The sequence below is a fragment of the Novosphingobium album (ex Hu et al. 2023) genome, from assembly GCF_022832385.1.
Taxonomy (GTDB): Bacteria; Pseudomonadota; Alphaproteobacteria; order Sphingomonadales; family Sphingomonadaceae; genus Novosphingobium; species Novosphingobium album.
In genome coordinates this window covers 125520-145358 of record NZ_JALHLE010000004.1, presented here as the reverse complement: position 1 = coordinate 145358, position 19839 = coordinate 125520, and the positions used below count along the sequence as shown (strand labels likewise).

Genomic DNA, 19839 nt, shown 5'->3' with positions numbered 1-19839 from the left:
CAGGCTCCCCGGGAAAGGATCTTCACACATGCGCGCCACCCCCGATTTCGATTTTGCGCTGGGCGAAAGCGCGCAGATGATCCGCGAGAGCGTTTCGCGCTTTGCCGACGAGCAGATCGCGCCGCTGGCGGCGAAAGTGGACGCGGAGGACTGGTTCCCGCGCCAGTTGTGGCCCGCGATGGGGGATCTTGGCCTGCACGGGATCACCGTCGAGGAAGACTGGGGCGGGATCGGCCTCGGCTATCTCGAACATGTGATCGCGGTCGAGGAAGTCAGTCGCGCTTCGGCTTCGGTGGGGCTCTCCTACGGCGCGCACTCGAACTTGTGCGTCAATCAGATCCGCCGCTGGGGAAGCGAGGAGCAGAAGGCGAAGTATCTGCCGAAGCTGATCTCCGGCGAGCATGTCGGCAGCCTCGCCATGTCGGAGACGGGCGCGGGATCGGACGTCGTGGGCATGAAGCTCAGGGCGGATACGGTGGCGGGCGGCTTCCGGCTCAACGGCACCAAGTTCTGGATCACCAATGGAACCTGTGCTGATACGCTGGTTGTCTATGCCAAGACGGGCGAGGGCTCGAAGGGCATCACCGCGTTCCTGATCGAGAAGGACATGCCTGGTTTTTCCATCGGCCAGAAAATCGACAAGATGGGGATGCGCGGCTCACCCACGTGCGAACTGGTATTCGAGGACTGCTTCGTGCCCGAAGGCAACGTAATGGGCCCGCTGCACGGCGGTGTCGGCGTGCTGATGAGCGGGCTCGATTACGAACGCGTGGTGCTGGCCGGACTGCAACTCGGGATCATGCAGGCCTGCCTCGATACTGTTATCCCCTATGTCCGTGAGAGGAAGCAGTTCGGCAAACCGATCGGCGCCTTTCAACTTATGCAGGCGAAGGTGGCGGACATGTACGTCGCGCTGCAGTCGGCACGAGCCTATGTCTATGCGGTGGCCAGGGCCTGCGATGCCGGGCAGACGACGCGCTTCGATGCGGCAGGCGCGATCCTGCTGGCGAGCGAGAACGCCTTTCGTGTTTCGGGCGAGGCGGTGCAGGCGCTGGGTGGAGCCGGCTACACCAAGGATTGGCCGGTCGAGCGTTACTTGCGCGATGCCAAGTTGCTGGACATCGGCGCGGGTACCAACGAGGTTCGCCGCATGCTGATCGGGCGGGAACTGATCGGGGCTGGCTAACGCCGGATCGGTTCGTGCGGCGCGTCTCCGCAATTCCGAAAGGCGCAAGGCTGATTTCCGATTGAGGACATCGGACTGGATAAATCCCTTTAACCGACCTAAACAAGTGATACACATTAGATCATAAGTCGGACTTGGCTCCGAGGCGGTTGGGATCGGGAGAAAGCGTGATGTCTACTGTACAGGCTCGGGGCTGCCCTGTTCATCAGGGACGGGATGACCGGAAGAGTGCGCGCCTGGCAGATGCCAATCTGGCCCCGGCGGAGAACGCTCGGGTGGTCGGTTCGTTCGCCGCCGGGCGCGAGATCTTGCGTTCGTCCAAGGTCCGACAGGCGGGGGCCGGTGCGGAAATGGTGGACCTCAGCCGGCCCGATGAGATCTCGTTCTTCTTTCTCGACGGCGATCAGCACCGCAAGCGCCGCGCTGCAGTGGCCGGGCTGTTCGCGCCCAAGACGATCGTCACCCGCCACCGCGCGGTGATGGACCGGACGATGGATTCGATCATTGCCAGCCTGCAGGAGCGCGGTGCAGCGCCACTCGATGAACTGAGCTGGCAGATGGCGGTGGATGTAGCGGCGGAGATTATCGGGCTGACCGAGAGCGACAGCAACGTAAACCTGGCCAAGCGGGTGAGGGCGGTGCTTGATTCCTCGGTTTCGCATAATCCGAGCATGCTCAAGAAACTGCTGTTCAGGGCGCTGATGATGATCCGGGTCGGCCGCTTCTGGAAGCATGATCTGCTTCCTGTGATCGAGGCACGGCGCAAGGAACCGAAGGACGATGTGATTTCCTACATGGTGAAGGAGAACTATTCGAGGAAGGGCATGATCATGGAAGCCCTGAGCTACGGCGGGGCCGGGATGATGACCACGCGCGAGTTCATCGTCATGGCCGCCTGGCACCTGTTCGAGAAACCGGCCCTGCGCGAACGCTTCCTGAGCGGGGACGAGGAGGACCAGTTCGCCATTCTCGAAGAGATTCTGCGGCTGGAACCGGTGGCTTCGCTGCTTCACCGCCGCGCGGTGGAGAAGACCGATAGCACTACGCGGGGCGGCGCGATGGCAGAGGACGAGACCGTCTGCATCTCGATCCGCGACGCCAATGTCGATGAGGCGATCACCGGGCCCTGTCCGTTCGAACTTGATCCCGACCGGGCAAAGCGGATGAAGGTGGTGGGCCCCTACATGAGCTTCGGCGACGGTCCGCACCGCTGTCCCGGTGCGCAAGTTGCCCTGCATGAAACCCGTGTATTCCTCGATCGGCTCCTGCGCCTGCCAGGCATCCGTCTTGAGGCAGAGCCGGACATCCTCTGGAATCCGCAGATACAGGGTTACGAGCTCCGGGGTGCCGTCGTTGCGTGCGATCAGGGCTGAACCCGATGGTCGCTATCCGTTTCATTGCTGCTGACGGCAGCGAACAGACAATCGACGCTACCTGCGGCATTTCCTTGATGGAGAATGCGATTGCCAACGGGATCGAGGGGATCGTGGCCCTTTGCGGGGGCAATGCCTATTGCGGAACCTGCAGAGTCCATGTCGAACCGGACTGGCGGGCTGTTACTGGCCTCGTTACCGAAATGGAGGAGCCGATGATCGAAGCGAGTGGCGACACGCATCCGGGCGTGCGCCTGTCATGCCAGATCGAAGTGTCTCCTGCTCTGGAAGGACTGGTCGTCCGTACCCCTGAGTCCCAGGAATAGGTGTTTTTCAGGCTGTCGCGCTGGCCGGTTCGATGGGGACAATCTGTTGGGCCAGGCGTTCCACTTCACCGCGATCGTGACTGACATAAAGGATCGGCAACTTCAGCTCGTCGCGAATGCGCTCGATCAGGCTCAGGATTTCCTCACGGCGACTGGCATCCACAGAAGCCAGCGGCTCGTCCATCAGGAGAAAGCGCGGGGCCGAAAGCAGTGCGCGGCCGATGGCGACGCGCTGGGCCTCGCCGCCTGATAGAGTTGCAGGCATGCGGTCGAGCAGATGTCTGATCCCAAGCAGGTCAAGCGTGATGTCTATGGAAAGCCAGCGCTCCTCCGGGCGAACCAGCCGCCAGCCATAGAGTAAATTGCGGCGGACAGACCGGTGCGGGAACAAACGATGATCCTGAAACACATAGCCGCACCGGCGCTTTTCCGGTTTGAGATCTATCTTGCGGGCGCGGTCGAACAATGTGGCGCCGGCGACGGCGATGTGCCCCTCCACAGGGCGCACCAGTCCGGCAACGGCGTCCAGAAGGCTGGTCTTGCCTGCGCCGGAAGGGCCGAAAAGTGCAGTAAGGCCTGGCCCGGCCGTGAATTCGTAGTGCATGCGCAGGCTGCCGCGTTGCAGCGTCATGGCGACGTCAAAGGACATGACGGTCCTTCCCCTGTCCATTCCGGCGCGAGAGCCATTCGGACAGCGCCAGAGCGCTGACGGAAAGGAGGACAGACAGCCCCGCCAGGCGGGCCACCTGCCATTCTGATCCGGGAAGCTGCAGTGCACTGTAGATTGCCAGCGGCAGTGTTTGGGTTTCGCCGGGAATGTTCGAGGCGAAGGTGATCGTGGCGCCGAATTCCCCTGTCGAGCGGGCGAGGCCCAGAACCAGCCCCGCCATGATCCCCGGTGTGGCGAGTGGCAAGGTGACGGAGAAGAACGTACGCCAGGGCCCCGCGCCGAGCGTGCGTGCCGCATTTTCCAGCCGCCGGTCGACCGTTTCCAGCGAAAGCCGCATGGCGCGCACCATGAGCGGCAGCGCCATCACCGCCGCAGCCAGCGCCGCGCCGGTCCAGCGGAACAGGAAGGTGAGGCCGACGGTTTCAGACAGAAAGCGGCCGACGGGGGCATTGGTGCCGAACGTCAGCAGCAGCAGCCAGCCTGTCACGACCGGGGGCAACACGAGCGGCAGGTGTACCACCGCGTCGAGCAGGACCTTGCCGGGAAACCGCCAGCGCGCCAGAATCCATGCCAGCGCGAAGGCGACCGGCATGATCGCCGCGATCGCTACGCTGCTGACCTTGAGGGAGAGAAGCAGGACTTCCCATTCCTCCGGAGAAAGTCCCTCCACCGCCATGGCCTATTTGGTGCCAAAGCCAAAGCGGCGAAATACGGCTTTGCCCTCGCTGGAAATCAGGAAGCGGCGAAACCCGTCGGCCTGCGGATTCTTCGACGAAGCGAGCAGTGCGACAGGATAGCTGATCTCGTCATGGCTGGTCTGGGGAAACACACCGATAACTTTAACCGACGGATCCGCTTGCGCATCGGTGCCGTATACAACCCCGAGCGGAGCGGCGCCGCGGCTCACGAGCGCCAGTGCCGCACGCACGTTTTCCGCGGGGGCCAACCTGCCTTGCACGGAATTCCAGATGCCCAGTCGTGTGAGCGCCTGTTTCGCGTAGACACCGGCCGGTACGCCATTCGGGTTTGCAACCGCCAGCCGTCCTGATCCCAACGCCTGAGCCAGCGGCATGTTAGGGCGCACCGTCAGTTTCACGGTGCTGCTGCGAGAGGCGATCAGCACCAGTGTGTTGCGCAGGAACGATATACGGGTGCCCGGCTTCAGCAGCTTCTTGCCTGCGACTTCGTCCATCCACGGCTCGTCGGCAGAGACGAAGATATCGGCAGGTGCACCTGCTTCGATCTGCCGGGCGAGCGCCGAGGAACCCGCAAAGGAGATGCGCGGGCGCGGGTGCCCTTTTGCACTCCAGGCATCCGCGGCGGCGTTCAACGATTCCTGCAAGCTGGCCGCGGCCAGTACCAGTGGCGGCTCGGCACGGGGGGCGGCAAAGGCTCCGTGTGCCGCCAGCATGGCTGTCAGAATTGCGAAAAGGGCAAGGGCCTTGCGCATTGCAGAACGTCTCCGGGCAGGTTCTGTATCTTAATGTATATGGATATGCGGCGATTGCCTAGCGCCAAAGCCCAGCCTTTGATCATTGGCGGGGCTGGAGAACCGGAACTCAGGCCTTCTGGCTCACACGCGGTTCGGTGAGGAGCAACTGTGAAAGCACGGCGCAGTCCTTGCCTTCGGCCGCGTTGCTCAGCGTGGCCTGCAAGGCACGATAGTGCGCGAGCACCCGTTCCCCCATCGCAGTAAGCCGCGCTCCACTGCCTTCGGCGCGGCCCGGAGCGGTATGCACCAATGGCTCCTGCCAGCACCGGTTCATGGCATCGACCAGCAGCCAGGCGCGACGGTAGCTCATTTCCATGGCGCGGCCGGCCGCGGAGATCGAACCATGTTCGCGTATTGCGTCCAGCAGGTCCGCCTTGCCGGGACCCATGGCGATCTCGTTCCCGCAATAGATCTGAATCTTGATCTTCAGTTGCATGGTGCGGCTCATGGACGGAACCTAGGCCCATCGTAAGGGCTCAGCAAGTCCGCGAACCACGAATCGCCTGCGCTGGCCGGCCCGAACTCTGTTGGCAGGATGCGCATGCGAAAATGTCTGTATGGAGCCGTCTTGGGGACGGACGGTCCGAACGGACGATGTTGCCACGCAACGAACGTGGTGTTCGCCTGTTCAGGAAAATGCTGCCATCATTTTCATTTCAAGGCCAAAGAAGAGTTTTGTGCGATGCAAAATCATCGCGGACTGATGTCTGTACACGGCTTTATGTCATCCATTTCTTGCCATGAAGATAGTCGTTCATGCCTGTGAAAGGCGGCGCTGGAACTGGAAAATATGGTGACACAATTCTGGCTTGAAATTACAATTCTTGTTATTAAAGGCTGGTGACGCGAACGACGTCAATAGACGCGCATTTTGCGAAGTGGGAAGAAAGATCGGGGTGGGGTACGCCTTTCTCCGACAAGTTGGGGATGCAGGATGAAGGTCGCAGAAGAAAATATCATCCGGTTCGATCATCGTCCGGAAGGGCCTGTAGAGCGCGATCAGGGCAGATCCGCCACGACGGTCTACCTGTCGCAACGGGCTCAGGATCTGGGGCAGGAGCACGACGCCCGTGGCTTGGTCATTGCGATCCTGTTGTGTGTGTGCTGCTGGGCGGCGCTGGGCTTCTTCCTGCTCTCCTGAACGGTACCGGCTGACGCTGGCGCGATTGGCGCAGAGCCCCGCGCTGTTTCCTATTCTGGCGGCTCTTCGAGCCAGCCGCCGGCCGTTGCAACGTAGAGGCGCGCGACGTTCTGGTATTGCCGGGTGCGCGTTTCCACGAGTGCCAGCCTAGCGCGCTGGTAGGATCGGCTGGCGTCGAGAACCTGCAGGATGCCGCTGTTGCCGACCTGAAAGCTGCGGCGGGACAAGTAGAGCGAGCGGTCGGCGATTTGCGCGGTTTCGTGCCGCGCGGCCAGTTCGCGGCTGTCGCTGTCGAGTGCGGATAGCAGGCTGGAAACCTGCCCGAAGGCTTCGGTCACGACCTGCTGGTACTGTGCGGCTGCGGCGCGGGCTTCGGCTTCGGCGCCGCGCTTGTTGGCCTTGAGGGTCCCGCCATGGAAGATCGGCGCTGTCATGCCGGCAAAAATATCGAAGGCGTTGAACTTGTTACTCAGGATTCGGTCCGGTTCGGACGTTGCCTGCGTGATCGAACCGCCCAGAGTAATGTCGGGATAGAGTTCCGCTGCTGCCACCCCAACGGCGGCAGTGGCGGCGTGCAGACGGGCTTCAGCCTCGAGGATGTCTGGCCGCTTGTGCACCAGAGCGGAGGGCAGGGCGACAGGCACGCTCGCAGGAAGGATGAAGTCGTCGAGCCCGAAGTCGGTCGGCTCCAGTTCGGCTGGGGAAATGCCGAGCAGAACCGCCAGCATCGTGCGCCCCTCGGCGAGTTGCTGCTCCATGGCGGGCAGGCTAGCGCGGTCGCTGGCGAGCTGTCCTTGCGCGCTCAGCACTTCCACCAGCGTGCCCGCTCCGGCTTTCCGACGCGACTGGGTCAACGACACGTTGCGCTCGTCTTCGGAGAGCAGCTTGCGTTCGGTGGCGACGCGATCGTTGAGTGCGGCAATCGCCAGCACTTGCGCGACCACCCGCCCGGCGATCACCAGATGCGCCGCTTCGGTGGCCCGGACTTGCGCTTCTGCCTGCGCCCTGGCCTGCTCCAGCGCGCGGCGGTTCTTGCCGAACAGGTCGAGATCGTAAGTGACGCCGCCGCCAACGGTGTAGAGGTCGAACTCGGGATTGGAGATGCTCGTGCCGCCGCCGAACCCGTCGAATCCGAAGGCCGCGAGGTTGACGCGTTCGTACTCGGCCCGTGCCTGCGCATCGACTTGCGGCAGGCTCTTGCCCGCGACCGCGGCAATGCGCTGGCGCGCCTTTTCGAGGGTGGCGCGGCTGGCGGCCAGGCTGTGGTTTCCGGCGATCGCACGATCCACGAAGCCGTCGAGGGCTTCCGACCCGAACGCCTTCCACCATCCGGAGGCAGGACCGTCGGCGAGTGCAGCGCGGTCACCGCCGTCATCGGCGTAGCCAGCCTTGGCGGAAGGCGCGGCCGGCGGAGTGAAGTCCGGCCCCACGGTGGTGCAGCCGGTGGCCATGAGACATGCGCCGAGCAGCGAAACAACGGCAGCGGCGGGCAGGGCGGCAGGCAGGCGCTTCATGTCATTCCCCAATTGGAAGGGTGGCGTCCCCGCCCTTGACCTTGTCGACCCGCATCAGGAGCACCAGCGGTATCAGGAACAAGGTGAGGAGGAAGACAAGGTGATAGATCGAGACGTTTCCGACCATACTGGCCTGACGGACTACTTCTCCGTTAAGGCCGGCAAGAGTGCCCGTTGAGCCGAAATCGAGGTCGGGACGAGCATATTGCACGATGGGGTTGTCGGGCCGCAGTCCCTGCACAAGTGTATTGCGCGAAGAGGCGATGTCCCGAACGAGATGCACGTTGAGCAGAGAAATGCCGATGGCGTTGCCGATATTGCGGGTGAGCGCATACATCGAGGCGCCTTCGTTGCGCAGCCCGGGCGCAAGCGTCGAGAACACCACGACCGAGAGCGGCACGAAAATCAGTCCGCTTCCCATGCCCTGTACGAAGCCCGTGATCAGCAGTGTCCGCTCATCGACGTAGAGGTCCATGTGCGAATACATCAGCATGCTGTATGCCATGATGGCGAGCCCGGCGATGATGATGGCGCGCACATCGATGCGTGCAACCAGCCGGGTGACGATGACCATCGAAAACAGGGTTCCGAACGCGCGTGGCAAGCCGACTACGCCGGTGTGCAGAGCCGAATAGCCCAGCAGTGACTGGGTCATCACGACCACCAGAGGGATCGTGGCAAAGGCGACGATCCCGATCATCATGCTGAAGAGGGACCCAACCGCGAAGTTGCGGTCGCGAAATAGCTGCGGGCGGATGAAGGTGTCACGTGCAGTGAACATGTGCACGACCGTCAGGTAGCCAGAAATCCCGAGGATCAGGGCATAGATCCGGATTTCACCCGATTCCCACCAGTCGAGGTGTTCGCCGCGGTCCAGAATAAGCTGCAGCGATGTCAGTGCGATCGACACGGTGATGAAGCCGAACAGGTCGAAACGGGGCACATCGCGGTTACGACGGCGTACCAGGAATGCGGCCATACCCAGGAACGAGAGAATGCCGAAGGGTACGTTGATGAAGAACACCCAGCGCCAGCTCAGTGTATCGGTAAGCCAGCCTCCCAGCGTCGGGCCGATGATCGGTCCTGCCATAGAGCCCAGCGCAAAGATCGCCATGGCCTTGGCATGTTCCTCCGGTGGGTTGATGTCGAGCAGGATTGCCTGGCTGAGCGGGACCAGCGAGGCTCCACAGGCGCCCTGCATGAAGCGAGCGAGCACGATCATCGTCAGGCTGGTGGAAAGACCGCAGAGCGCCGAAGCGGCGGTGAACCCGGCGACCGAGACCAGCATCACGTTCTTGCGCCCCACGCGCCCGGCCAGCCAGCCGCTGAGCGGCGTCGCGATGGCCCCGGCGACGAGGTATGAGGTCAGCACCCAGAGCACCTGCTCCTGCGAGGCGGAGAGGCTGGACTGCATGTGCGGCAGGGCCACGTTGGCGATGGTGATGTCCACCGCCACCATGGTGGACGCGATCATCGACGGAATCGTGATCAGCATCCGCCGCGCCTTGCTGGGATACTGGATGGGAAGTGCCGTTGCCGTCATCGCCCGGAGCCGCTTGCCGGTACCTTACTGCTTCTGACTGGGCGGGGTATCGGAACCGATGAGATGTCGTTCGTGCCCGGTATCGACCTCGACGCTGGCGCTGAGACCGGCGCTGAGCGGAAGGCCCTTCGGTGCCTCGTCGATCGCGATCTGGACCGGCAGGCGCTGGACCACCTTCACCCAGTTGCCCGTCGCGTTCTCGGCCGGAAGCACCGAAAAGCTCGATCCGGTGCCGGGGCTGAAGCTTTCGACATGGCCTTTCAGCGGGTGATCGGGATAGGCATCCACTTCGATCTCCGCAGACTGGCCGGGACGCATGTAGCGCAGCTGGTTTTCCTTGAAGTTCGCCTGAACCCAGAAATGCAGCCCGGTCATCATGAAGACGGGGCGGCCCGGAGTCACGTAGTTGCCGACCTGCAGCTGGTTGACGCGGGTGACGATCCCGTCCTGCGGCGCGCGCACGATGGTGTCGGCCAGGCTGATGCGGGCCTGTTCGAGCTTCGAGGCCGCCTTGCGGACATCGGGCTGCGCGGAAATGTCGCCTTCGGCATTGCCCGAAAGGCTCGCCAGCAGGCTGTCGGCCTTGGCCTGGGCGGCGGCAATGCTGTCGCGCGCCGTCTGCACTTCGGTGACGGCTTCGTCGTACTGGGCCTGCGATGAAATGCCTTCGGCCACCAGAGACTTCTGCCGCGCCGCCTCGCTCGTGGCGAGCTGGAAGCGGGCTTTGGCGGCGCTCACTTGCGAGAGCGCTTCACGGTAGTCGGCGCGAGTCGCGCTGACATCGGTGCGTGCGTTGGCAAGTTCGGCCTGTGCTTCGGCAACGGCGGATTCGAAACTGTCGGGCCGGATGCGGAAGAGTACCTGATCCTTTTGCACGCGCTGATTCTCTTTGACCTCAACTGAGACGACCGTGCCTGCGACGCTGGGGCTGATCGCCACCATGCCGGTCTGCAGCGAGGCGTTGTCGGTCGATTCGTAGCGGCCGCCGGTCAGGTAGAACCAGGCCGCGCCGGCCAGCACCAGCGCCGGACCCGCAATCATCAGAATCGTGCGCAGGCTGCGCTTGCGGGGCGGGGTGACGGCGTCGTTTTCGCCATCGGCCGCAATCGTGCTCTCAGCGTTCATGAAAATCCCTGTCGTGGCTGCTATGGTGCCGATACTAAGCATGGCTACTATCGGCAATAGGAAGATCTAGATGATGACCGAACGGGTACTGCCGCTGCAAGGGGTTCACAACTTCCGGGATTGCGGCGGCTATGCGGTTAGTGGTGGCGGACGGCTTCGGCGCGGCGTTCTCTGGCGGTCGGGACAGCACCATGGTGCGACCGATGCGGATCTGGCGGCGATTGCTGGGCTGGGGCTGGACAGCGTATTTGACCTGCGCAGTTCGAAGGAGCGCGCGTCACATCCCTGCCGCCGCCCTCAAGGCTTTGGCGCGGAAGTGTTTTTGTGTGGCGATTCGGAGAGGGTCCATGCACCGCACGTGGCCGCGGCGCATGTGCGGCCGCAGCGGACGCCCGAATCGATGCGTGAAAACCTGCTGCGCGCCTATACTGGCATCGCCTTTCGTCCCGAATTGCAGGCGATGATGCGCGGCTGGTTCGCACGGCTTTCTAAGGATGGTGGGCCGAGCCTGATTCATTGCATGGCTGGCAAGGACCGCACCGGAATCGCAGTCGCGATGCTTCACTTGGTTGCCGGCGTGCACCGTGACGACGTGATGGAGGATTACCTGCTCACCAACACCGCGGGCGATTCCGAAGCGCGCATAACGTCAGGTGCCGAAACGATCACCGTCGTTTCAGGGCCGCTCGAGGAGGATGTCGTACGGGTGTTGATGGGCGTGGAGCCCGAATACCTCGAAACGGCTTTCGCCGCCGTCGAGGCGCGGCACGGGACGGTCGATGGTTATCTGGAGGAAGCGCTAGGCGCAGGCCCTGCCACGCGCGAGAGGATACGCGGGGTATTGCTGGAGGGGTAGCGGTATCCGCTTGCCGAGTGCTTTGAAGGTGCCTCCAATGTAAGGGAAGCCGGGGATGGCGGACGTTCGAAACAGCCCACCCCGCGGCGGCTGACTTCGCCCGCGGCTCAGTAAGTCCCGGGGCCTGCAGCTTGCTGGTGGGGGGTAGCGGACTCTACGCCCGCTTCGCCGGTGCGCCCTGGCCGTTCGCTTTTCGATGGAAATACCGCCAGCGGCGACCATCGTCCCTCCACAAACTTACCCCAGAAACACCTTCACATCGCTCATGAACCGGTCGAACTGGTCGTGGTGCAGCCAGTGCCCGGCATTCTCGTACTCGATAAGTTTTGCTGTCGGGAAGTGGTCCATGCGTCCGTCGCTGGCCGGGCTGTTGGCGAAGCTGTCCTTGCCCCACAGCAGCAGCACCGGGCACGTGATCGCCTCCCACAGGGCGATGATGCCGTCGGTGGGCAGATCGGAACCGGACCAGATGTTCAGGTAGTTGTCGAACTTCCAGCTCCAGGTGCCGTCCTCGTTGCGGCTGGCGCCGTGGATAGTGAGGTGGCGGGCCTGTTCGTCGGTAAGGAACGAATTCTCCTCCTTCATCCTCTGATAGGCGTCGCGCCGGGTCGCGTACTTGCGCGGGTTGCGGCCCGAGGCCTTGCGTTTGTCCTCGATCCACTGGCGAAGGCGGTCGCCTACGCTTTTCTCTTCCAGCTGGCGGCGGATTTGCGGCGGCGGGCCGAGCCCTTCGATGTTGACGAACTTCGCCACTTTTTCCGGGTAGAGTCCGGTGTAGCGGGTGGCGATGTTGCCGCCGAGCGAATGGGCGATGATCGTCACCTGCTCGTAGCCCAGCGTGTGGACCAGTTGGGCGAAGTCATAGACGAAGGCGTCCATGCTGTAGTTGCCTTCGGGCGACCACTCGCTGTCGCCGTGGCCGCGCAGGTCCGGGCAGATCACGTGCCAGTCGTGCCGTAGTTCCTCAGCCACCCAGTCCCAGCTGCGGCAATGGTCGCGCCCGCCGTGCTGGAGGATAAGCGGCGGTGCGTCCGGATTGCCCCAGTCGACGTAGTTGAGGCGCAGGCGCTGCGAGATGAAACGGTTGGAGGTGGGGCCGAGTTGCGTTTCCATGCCCCGAACGTGGGACGCGCGGGCGCTGAGGTCAATCGAAGCTGTGATTTGCGGGGATGAAGCAAAACGATTGCCACCCCGCGCTTGGCAAACCCTGCCCCTTGTCCCTATCTCGCCCGCCAACGCAATTCACGCCGGAGGACAGACGTGGCGACGACGCACAAGACCCGCATGCTCATCATCGGTTCCGGCCCGGCCGGGCTTTCCGCCGCGATCTACGGCGCGCGCGCGGGCATGGAGCCGATCGTGGTGCAGGGCCTGCAGCCGGGCGGCCAGCTGACCATCACCACCGATGTTGAGAACTACCCCGGTTTCCGCGAAGTTATCCAGGGCCCCTGGCTGATGCAGGAAATGCAGGCGCAGGCCGAGCATGTGGGCACGCGGATGATGTGGGACACGATAACCTCGGTCGATCTGACCGGGGGTACCTTCAAGGCCATCGGTGACGGTGGCGACATCTACGAAGGCGATACGCTCGTGATCTGCACCGGTGCGCAGGCCAAGTGGCTGGGCGTGCCGGGCGAGCAGGAACTCTCCGGCAAGGGCGTCTCGGCCTGCGCCACCTGCGACGGGTTCTTCTATCGCGGCAAGAAGGTCGTCGTCATCGGCGGCGGCAATACGGCCGTGGAAGAGGCACTCTACCTCACCAACCACTCCGACGACGTGACCCTGATCCATCGCCGCGATTCCCTGCGTTGCGAGAAGATCCTGCAGGACCGTCTCTTCGCCAACCCGAAGATCTCGGTCGTGTGGAACAAGCGCGTCGAGCATTTCGTCGCGGGCGAGGCGGGCGACCTGCGCGCGCTGGCCCTGATCGACACCGTGACCGGCGTAGAAAGTGAGATTGAGACCGATGGCGCGTTCGTCGCCATCGGCCATGCGCCTGCGACAGAGCTGTTCAAGGGCAAGCTGGCGATGGACGATACCGGCTACCTGCTGGTCCAGCCCGGGACGCCAAAGACCGACATCCCGGGCGTTTTTGCCGCTGGCGACGTCTGCGATCACACTTACAGGCAGGCGATCACCGCCGCCGGCATGGGCTGCATGGCCGCACTCGATGCCGAGCGTTATCTGGCGGAGAAGGAATTCAAGGCGGGCTGAGGAAAAGCCCTCAGACCTGAAGGATTTCCAGAACCTGCAAGACAAGCCAGTCCTGCGCTTCGGGCTCAACATAGCTGTGCGAGGCGCCGGGACAGGTGCGGATGCGCTTGTCGGCCTTGTTCCACTTCGCCACGAAGGCAAGACCGGTGCGGTCGCGACCGGCGATCAGGAAGCGCACAGGGCCTTTGAACGAGGTCAGCCCTGCGGCGATTTCGCTTGCAAGGCCTGCGGCAGCCTTCGGGGAAGGCCGAAGCGCGGACAGCAGGCTGCGGACGAGCTTGCCGATGGGAACCTGCCCGGTCAGCAGGCGCCGGATCGCGGCCGGATCGGCCAGCCGCCGCCGGTAATGGTCGCGCACCACTTCGGCGGGAGCCTCTTCACCCTCATCTTCGATCGTCCAGGGATTGGACAGCACCAGCGCGTCGAGACCGGCACCACCGGCCAGCATCAACGCGGAGGCGGCGTCGCAATTGCCCAGTCCGGCAATGCGGGTGACATGGGGGCATTCCCGCCGGAACGCGGTCAGCGCGGCGGCAATGTCGGGCACGCTGGAGCGGAATTCGCCGTTGGTGCCCTCGCTGTCACCCGTGCCGCGCCGGTCAAAGCGCAGGACCGGGAAACCGGCCTTGGCGATCCGCGCAGCGAAGCGAGCCTGCCCGTTCCACGCACCGCCCCGTACCTCGTTGCCGCCGGTCACCAGCAGCAGGCCGGTTTTGCCGGGTGCCTCGTCGAGCGTGGCCGCAAGCTGCGCCCCCTCGCATGGGAAGGTGAAATGGCGGCGGCTCATCGCGCGATGCCCGCGATCACAATGGCGGCAAGGGCGTCGGCCTGCGCGCTGTTCTCGTCCGGCTCGGCGCGCGTCCACAAGCCGCTCCCGCCCAACGCGTCCTGTGCGATCACCGTGGCTCGCGGATCGGGAGCCATTTTCTCGAAATGGCGGAAGAAGTCGGCGCCGATCGGGTAGCCGCTCAGCTCGATGCCCGACACGACGGCCATTTCCGCCAGCAGTTCGCGCGTTTCCTCGCGTCCGGCCTCGCGCGCGGAAAGGATGCGCGCACGCATCATCTGGCGCAGGATTGATGATGCCTTGGCCGGGGCATAGTGCCACACAGGCAGGCCGGCGGGCGTGAACAGGCAGCCGCCGCGGATGCCGAGCGCGTGGGTGGCGTCGAAATGGCGTGCGGCGGCGGTGGCGGCGTCGGTCCAGTCGGTGGTGTCCTGCTGTTCGAGCGGTTGAAGGCTCTCATTACAGCCGGGAAGATCCGGCAGGAAGCCGTCGATTCCGGCGGCATCGAGGCGGCGCATGACCTCCACCGTGAAGCGGCGCAGGCGGTTGCTTTCGTCGAACAGGGCGGGGAGGATGAGCAGGCGGTGCTGGCGTCCCCTGTCGAAGACCAGGGCATATTCCCGGGCCGCGCCGCCGGCGGGCAGCGGGCAGGGCCAGGTTGCCGGGGTCATCGCGCCTCTCTCATGCCTCTGCGCGCTTGGCCTCGGCAAAGGCGAGCAGGCCGCCGAAGGTTTCGAGCATCTCGCCGTCGATCTCGTCGTCCTCGATGACGATTTCGAGACGGTCTTCCAGCTCGGTCAGCAGGCCTGCCACGGCCATCGAATCCAGCTCGGGCAAGTGGCCGAAAAGGCCGGTATCGGCGTCGAAACCGTCGGCCTGACCTGGCTTGAGGCCAAGCACATCCGTGAGGATGCGGCGCAGCAGCTGGTCGGTATCGTCGGACATGGTCCCTCGGTTCAATGGCATGATTAACGGCGCGCCCTCTAGCCGCGCTTGGCCCTTGCGGCAAGGTATCGCAGCCCCGCCTTCGCGAGAACCGGCCAGTTTTGTGGCGCCATGGGGCGCATCATGACCAGCCGGAAGCGCGGGCGGACCTGTTCCATCCAGTCGCGCTTGTAGGGATCGTTGCCGGTCCCGAAGTCGACCAGATCGACCTTGTCGGTGTCGATCACCTGGCGGAACAGCGCGGCGGTCAGCACCGATCCGGGTGAGAGTGGCCTGGCGGCCTCGCGGTGGGCGAGCTTGTGAATGAAGGCCGTGCCGCCCTCGACGGTCCACATCTGCGCAGCAATGGCTTCGCCGCCTGCCAGCGCAATACCCAGGCGCAGGCGGCCCGCATCGCCCTCGGCGCGGGCAAAGGCGCGCAGGAAATCGGGAGAGCCTTCCTCCGGTTTCCAGCTCTCGGCGTAGATATCTTCGTAGGCGGCCCAGACCGCGTCGTCGAAATGGGTGAGGACCTGCGTTTCGACCTTGCCCGACTTGCGCTTGAGCGTGGTGCGCAGCTTGCCGGGGCGGCCGGCGATGAAGGCTTCGTAGTCGCGCCCCGCGACGGCAAGAATATGGTTGGTGTCGCACACTTCGCGCAGCACCAGCCACCCGGCCGAGCGAAAGGCGGTTTCGAGCAGGGTGGCGCTGCCGTCTTCGTCCGGCACGCCCGACAGCGTTACGCGTTGAGACTTGCGGGCAAGATCGCGGGCGAGGGCGGTCAGCAGGGCCGGATCACCGCTCAGGATCGGGCGGAAGCGGAACGTGTACCAGTTCGAGAGTGCCGTCGGATGGCCGGATTGCGCGGTGAGCGGCAGCACGGCGGCATTGTTGCCATCGCGCGCCACGGCCAGCATCGGGCGCAACCCGCAATGCGCCTCGAGCATCAGCCACCATTCCAGCCGGTCGAACGGCGCGTGCTGGCAGGCGGCGGACAGCAGGCGGGCCAGCTGGCCATCCGATTGGACTTCCTTAAGATCGGAGTGATATGCGATCTTTACCACGTTACCTGTCATGTCCCCGGACGGAGCTTTTCCATACCCATGCGCGGCCCCCTCGAAAATCCGATCCTGCCGCTCGACCATCTGGCCCTTCGCGGAGCGGATGATGCCGATGCGCTGGTGCTGCGCGACGGCGTTGTTAGCTACCGAGGATTAAGATCACGTGTCTCCCGGCTGGCGGCCTGGCTGGCGCGTGAAGTGCCGGTAAAAGGTGCGCGGGTCGCGACATGGGCGGCCAAGGGCGAACTGACCTGCCTGATGCCGCTTGCTGCCGCGCGCGCCGGGCTGGTGCATGTGCCTGTCAATCCACTGCTCAAGCACGCGCAAGTGCAGCATATTCTATCCGACAGCGGCGCGGTGATGCTGGTGGGCACGCCCGCCCGCCTCAAGACGCTGGAAGAGGACGAGGTACCGGCCGGTTGCCGGGTGATGGAAGAGGCGCAGGCTTTGGCCGATGCTGCCGAACTGGACGGAGAGGCGGCGCCCTCTACGGCCAATCCCGATGATCTGGCGGCCATTCTCTATACCAGCGGCTCCACCGGGCGCCCCAAGGGGGTGATGCTCAGCCACGCGAACATGTGGCTGGGGGCCGAAAGTGTCGCGGATTACCTTGGCCTTGCCGAAGGTGACCGCACGCTCGCGGTGCTGCCGTTCTCGTTCGACTACGGCCAGAACCAGCTGCTGTCGACATGGTATGCCGGGGGTTGCGTGGTCCCGCTCGACTACCTCATGCCGCGTGACGTCATGAAATCGGTGGAGCGCCATGGCATCACGACGCTCGCGGCTGTCCCGCCGCTCTGGGTGCAGATCTGCGAGCTGGACTGGCCGCCCGAGACGGCAGCCAGGCTGCGGCGCTTGACCAACAGCGGCGGCGCGCTGACGGCCGATCTCGTAAAGCGCCTGCGCGGCCTGTTTCCGCAGGCGCGCCTTTTCGCGATGTATGGCCTCACCGAAGCGTTCCGCTCTACCTACCTCGATCCCGCGCTGATCGATACGCACCCGACCTCCATGGGCAAGGCCATCCCTCATGCAGAAATACTTGTTATCAATGATATGGGACAAGTTTGTCAGGATGGGGAAGAAGGCGAGCTGGTCCACTGCGGGCCGCTGGTCGGACAAGGCTACTGGCAGGACGCGGAGCGCACGGCCGAGCGGTACAAGCCTGCCCCGACCGCCTCGGTCTATGGGGGAATTGCCGTCTGGTCGGGCGACCGGGTGCGGCGCGATGCCGACGGGCTGCTCTACTTCGCCGGGCGGCGCGACGCGATGATCAAGAGCGCGGGCAACCGCATCAGCCCGCAGGAGATCGAGGAAGCCGCGCTAGCCACCGGGCTCGTGGTCGAAGCGGTGGCGCTGGGCGTGCCCGACGACCGGCTGGGGCAGGCGGTTCACCTGATCGTCCGCGCGGCGCCGGGCATTTCAGATGCAGAAGAAGAATTGCCGCGTAAACTCATGCAGGACCTTCCGAATTTCATGCAACCCAAAGTCATCCACTGGCGTGACGCCATGCCCGTGGGCCCCAACGGCAAGATCGACCGAACGGGGCTGCAGGCGGAGGTCATGGCATGAAGCCGCTCGGTCCGATCCCCGCCGGATACGAGGCGATTGACGGCGTTCTGGCCGTGGCCGGGCAGCCGGTGACGCATTGGGTGGAGCAGGCGGGCGGGACGCCGCTGTTCCTCTACAGCGCGGATCATGTGCGCCGCCGGGTGGCGGATCTGCGGGCGGCAATGCCCGAGCGGCTGGCGCTGCACTATGCGATGAAGGCGAACCCGTTCCCGCCGCTGCTGGCGCTGATGGCGACGCTGGTCGACGGGTTCGATGTTGCCTCGGGCGGGGAACTGGATATTGCCGCCAAGGCCGGCGTGCCGCTGGCCAAGGTCAGCTTCGCCGGGCCGGGCAAGCGCGATACGGAGCTGGAATCCGCGATCCGCGCGGGCGTGACACTCAATCTCGAATCCGAAGGCGAGGCGGCGCGGGCGATTGCCATTGGCGAGCGCATCGGCCTGGCGCCGCGTCTCGCGATCCGGGTCAATCCCGATTTCGACCTCAAGGGCTCGGGCATGAAGATGGGCGGCGGCGCGAAGCCGTTCGGCGTCGATGCTGAACGCGTGCCCGCGCTGGTGCGCACGGTGCTGGCCAGCGGCGCACAATGGCGCGGTTTTCACATCTTCGCGGGCAGCCAGGCGCTCGATGCCGAAGCCATCGCGGACACGCAGGCGCAGACACTGACGCTGGCCGCGCGGCTGGCGGAGGAAAGCGGCGTGCCGCTGCCGCATTGCAATCTTGGCGGCGGACTGGGAATCCCCTACTTCCCCGGCGATACGCCGGTCGATCTCCCACTGGTGGGCAAGCGGCTCGCCGAGCAGTTCGCGGTGCTGCCCGACGTGCTGGCGGAAACCGCGTTTTGCATGGAGCTTGGCCGCTATCTGGTGGGTGAGGCTGGGGTCTATCTCGCCCGCATCGTCGATCGTAAGGTCAGCCATGGCGAGGTTTTCCTCGTCACCGACGGGGGGCTGCATCACCAGCTCGCTGCCTCGGGCAACTTCGGAACGGTGGTGCGGCGCAATTATCCCTCGGCTATCGCCACGCGTTTCGGCGTGGCGGTCGAGGAAGAGGCCTCGATCGTCGGCTGCCTGTGCACTCCGCTGGACAAGCTTGCAGAAAAAGGTGGTTTTCCCCGCGCCGATGTGGGGGATCTGGCCGCCGTGTTCTGCGCCGGGGCCTATGGCGCCAGTGCCAGCCCGTCCGCGTTTCTGGGACAGGGCCCCGCGTTTGAGTTGCTCGTCTGAAAAAGCCGTAATGATTTAGGCCCTTACGCGTCCCGATTTTGGACCGGTCAATAAATCGACAGTCACGGCTAACGCAATGTTCACCCTTTTTTCGGATTACGGACGCCGGATTTTGCCAGCCGTCACTTCGAGCCTGCAGGCGTGGAGGCGGCTGGTGCAGACAAAGGTGTGTCCATGCCGCGATATCGTTTTGCCCGGATTCTGGCCGGTTGCGCACTTGCCAGTGCCACCCTGACGGGGTGCATGGGCTCGGCGTCCGGACCGGAGCTGCCCCCGGCTTCGTTTGTCGCGATGCAGGAAGGTCCGGGCGAGGAATACGTCATCGGCCCACTCGACACGCTAACCATTTTCGTTTGGCGTAATCCGGAACTCGGCGCGAAAGTGCAGGTGCGGCCCGATGGTCGCATTACCACCCCGCTGATCACCGACATGCCGGCCGTGGGCAAGACGCCGTCGATGCTGGCCGAGGACATCCGCCTCCAGCTCTCGCAGTACATCGAGGACCCGCTGGTCTCGGTGATCGTTGACAATTTCTCGGGCACGTTCAGCCAGCAGATCCGCGTCGTCGGTGCCACTGAAAAGCCGGCTTCGATTCCCTATCGGGCAAACATGACAGTGCTCGACGCGATGATCGCGGTGGGCGGCCTGTCTGAATACGCGGCAGGCAACAAGGCGCGCCTGATCCGCTTCGACAAGACCAGCGGCAAGCAGAAGGAATATCAGTTGCGTCTCGGCGATCTGCTCAAGAAGGGCGACAGCAAGGCCAACGTCATGCTGAAGCCGGGCGACGTCATCATCATCCCCGAAAGCATGTTCTGAGGAGCGGGTTGGCGCA

At 64.2% G+C, this 19839-nt stretch carries 21 protein-coding genes; 9 read left to right on the top strand and 12 right to left on the bottom strand.

Annotated elements, in window-relative coordinates:
- Window positions 1-28: 28 nt before the first annotated feature.
- From MTR64_RS03880 to MTR64_RS03870, 3 genes are all read left to right on the top strand, one after another.
- Complete coding sequence (locus tag MTR64_RS03880) at window positions 29-1186, top strand: isovaleryl-CoA dehydrogenase (RefSeq protein WP_243991016.1); 1158 nt, start codon at window positions 29-31, stop codon at window positions 1184-1186.
- A 170-nt stretch (window positions 1187-1356) separates the two neighbouring features.
- Entirely contained in the window at window positions 1357-2559 is a 1203-nt protein-coding gene (locus tag MTR64_RS03875; protein ID WP_243991014.1) for a cytochrome P450, read from the top strand.
- Between the two features lie 5 nt (window positions 2560-2564).
- Window positions 2565-2885: a 2Fe-2S iron-sulfur cluster-binding protein gene (locus MTR64_RS03870; protein WP_243991012.1), complete on the top strand. Its 321-nt coding sequence runs from the start codon at window positions 2565-2567 to the stop codon at window positions 2883-2885.
- Between the two features lie 7 nt (window positions 2886-2892).
- Here MTR64_RS03870 and MTR64_RS03865 read toward each other — a convergent pair whose 3' ends face one another.
- From MTR64_RS03865 to MTR64_RS03850, 4 genes are all read right to left on the bottom strand, one after another.
- Window positions 2893-3534 carry a molybdenum ABC transporter ATP-binding protein gene (locus tag MTR64_RS03865; RefSeq protein ID WP_243991009.1) on the bottom strand — a complete coding sequence of 214 codons (642 nt, stop codon included), beginning with the start codon at window positions 3532-3534 and terminating at the stop codon, window positions 2893-2895.
- Window positions 3524-4231, bottom strand: a complete 708-nt coding sequence (gene modB / locus MTR64_RS03860) for a molybdate ABC transporter permease subunit (protein WP_243991000.1) — start codon at window positions 4229-4231, stop codon at window positions 3524-3526. Before modB ends, MTR64_RS03865 begins: the two co-directional genes overlap by 11 nt.
- A 3-nt stretch (window positions 4232-4234) precedes the next feature.
- The gene (gene modA / locus MTR64_RS03855; RefSeq protein WP_419144910.1) at window positions 4235-5005 is read right to left on the bottom strand and encodes a molybdate ABC transporter substrate-binding protein; all 771 of its coding nucleotides are present in this window, start codon (window positions 5003-5005) and stop codon (window positions 4235-4237) included.
- Between the two features lie 109 nt (window positions 5006-5114).
- A complete protein-coding gene (locus MTR64_RS03850) occupies window positions 5115-5495 on the bottom strand; it encodes a winged helix-turn-helix domain-containing protein (protein WP_243990987.1) in 381 nt (126 codons plus the stop codon).
- Window positions 5496-5981: 486 nt separating this feature from the next.
- Here MTR64_RS03850 and MTR64_RS03845 point away from each other — a divergent pair, with 486 nt between their 5' ends.
- Window positions 5982-6188 carry a hypothetical protein gene (locus MTR64_RS03845; RefSeq protein ID WP_243990984.1) on the top strand — a complete coding sequence of 69 codons (207 nt, stop codon included), beginning with the start codon at window positions 5982-5984 and terminating at the stop codon, window positions 6186-6188.
- A 50-nt stretch (window positions 6189-6238) separates the two neighbouring features.
- Here MTR64_RS03845 and MTR64_RS03840 read toward each other — a convergent pair whose 3' ends face one another.
- The 3 genes from MTR64_RS03840 to MTR64_RS03830 are packed head-to-tail and all read right to left on the bottom strand — an operon-like array spanning window position 6239 to window position 10370.
- Window positions 6239-7702, bottom strand: a complete 1464-nt coding sequence (locus MTR64_RS03840; protein ID WP_243990982.1) for an efflux transporter outer membrane subunit — start codon at window positions 7700-7702, stop codon at window positions 6239-6241.
- Window position 7703: 1 nt separating this feature from the next.
- A complete protein-coding gene (locus MTR64_RS03835; protein WP_243990975.1) occupies window positions 7704-9245 on the bottom strand; it encodes an MDR family MFS transporter in 1542 nt (513 codons plus the stop codon).
- A 24-nt stretch (window positions 9246-9269) separates the two neighbouring features.
- Window positions 9270-10370 carry an HlyD family secretion protein gene (locus MTR64_RS03830; RefSeq protein WP_243990973.1) on the bottom strand — a complete coding sequence of 367 codons (1101 nt, stop codon included), beginning with the start codon at window positions 10368-10370 and terminating at the stop codon, window positions 9270-9272.
- A gap of 70 nt (window positions 10371-10440) precedes the next feature.
- Between MTR64_RS03830 and MTR64_RS03825 the strand changes: the two genes are divergently transcribed.
- The gene (locus MTR64_RS03825) at window positions 10441-11226 is read left to right on the top strand and encodes a tyrosine-protein phosphatase (RefSeq protein ID WP_243990971.1); all 786 of its coding nucleotides are present in this window, start codon (window positions 10441-10443) and stop codon (window positions 11224-11226) included.
- Between the two features lie 237 nt (window positions 11227-11463).
- Here MTR64_RS03825 and MTR64_RS03820 read toward each other — a convergent pair whose 3' ends face one another.
- The gene (locus tag MTR64_RS03820) at window positions 11464-12339 is read right to left on the bottom strand and encodes an alpha/beta fold hydrolase (RefSeq protein ID WP_243990969.1); all 876 of its coding nucleotides are present in this window, start codon (window positions 12337-12339) and stop codon (window positions 11464-11466) included.
- A 147-nt stretch (window positions 12340-12486) separates the two neighbouring features.
- On the opposite strand from MTR64_RS03820, the gene trxB reads away from it, so the two are divergent.
- Window positions 12487-13440, top strand: a complete 954-nt coding sequence (gene trxB, locus MTR64_RS03815; protein WP_243990967.1) for a thioredoxin-disulfide reductase — start codon at window positions 12487-12489, stop codon at window positions 13438-13440.
- A gap of 10 nt (window positions 13441-13450) precedes the next feature.
- Here trxB and MTR64_RS03810 read toward each other — a convergent pair whose 3' ends face one another.
- From MTR64_RS03810 to MTR64_RS03795, 4 genes are read right to left on the bottom strand one after another with little or no spacing between them, the layout of a single operon-like run.
- Window positions 13451-14227 (bottom strand): hydrolase 1, exosortase A system-associated, encoded by a 777-nt coding sequence (locus tag MTR64_RS03810; RefSeq protein WP_243990965.1) that lies wholly within the window; start codon window positions 14225-14227, stop codon window positions 13451-13453.
- Window positions 14224-14898, bottom strand: a complete 675-nt coding sequence (locus MTR64_RS03805) for a hypothetical protein (RefSeq protein WP_243990963.1) — start codon at window positions 14896-14898, stop codon at window positions 14224-14226. Before MTR64_RS03805 ends, MTR64_RS03810 begins: the two co-directional genes overlap by 4 nt.
- 10 nt (window positions 14899-14908) lie before the next feature.
- Window positions 14909-15172: an acyl carrier protein gene (locus MTR64_RS03800; RefSeq protein ID WP_243990961.1), complete on the bottom strand. Its 264-nt coding sequence runs from the start codon at window positions 15170-15172 to the stop codon at window positions 14909-14911.
- Window positions 15173-15210: 38 nt separating this feature from the next.
- On the bottom strand, window positions 15211-16215 hold the full coding sequence (locus MTR64_RS03795) for a GNAT family N-acetyltransferase (protein ID WP_327194244.1): 1005 nt from the start codon (window positions 16213-16215) through the stop codon (window positions 15211-15213).
- A gap of 39 nt (window positions 16216-16254) precedes the next feature.
- Between MTR64_RS03795 and MTR64_RS03790 the strand changes: the two genes are divergently transcribed.
- From MTR64_RS03790 to MTR64_RS03780, 3 genes are all read left to right on the top strand, one after another.
- On the top strand, window positions 16255-17781 hold the full coding sequence (locus MTR64_RS03790; protein WP_243990956.1) for an acyl-CoA ligase (AMP-forming), exosortase A system-associated: 1527 nt from the start codon (window positions 16255-16257) through the stop codon (window positions 17779-17781).
- Window positions 17778-19004 (top strand): pyridoxal-dependent decarboxylase, exosortase A system-associated, encoded by a 1227-nt coding sequence (locus MTR64_RS03785; RefSeq protein ID WP_243990954.1) that lies wholly within the window; start codon window positions 17778-17780, stop codon window positions 19002-19004. Before MTR64_RS03790 ends, MTR64_RS03785 begins: the two co-directional genes overlap by 4 nt.
- A 174-nt stretch (window positions 19005-19178) precedes the next feature.
- Window positions 19179-19823: an XrtA/PEP-CTERM system exopolysaccharide export protein gene (locus tag MTR64_RS03780; RefSeq protein WP_067737317.1), complete on the top strand. Its 645-nt coding sequence runs from the start codon at window positions 19179-19181 to the stop codon at window positions 19821-19823.
- The last annotated feature ends 16 nt before the right edge of the window (window positions 19824-19839 follow it).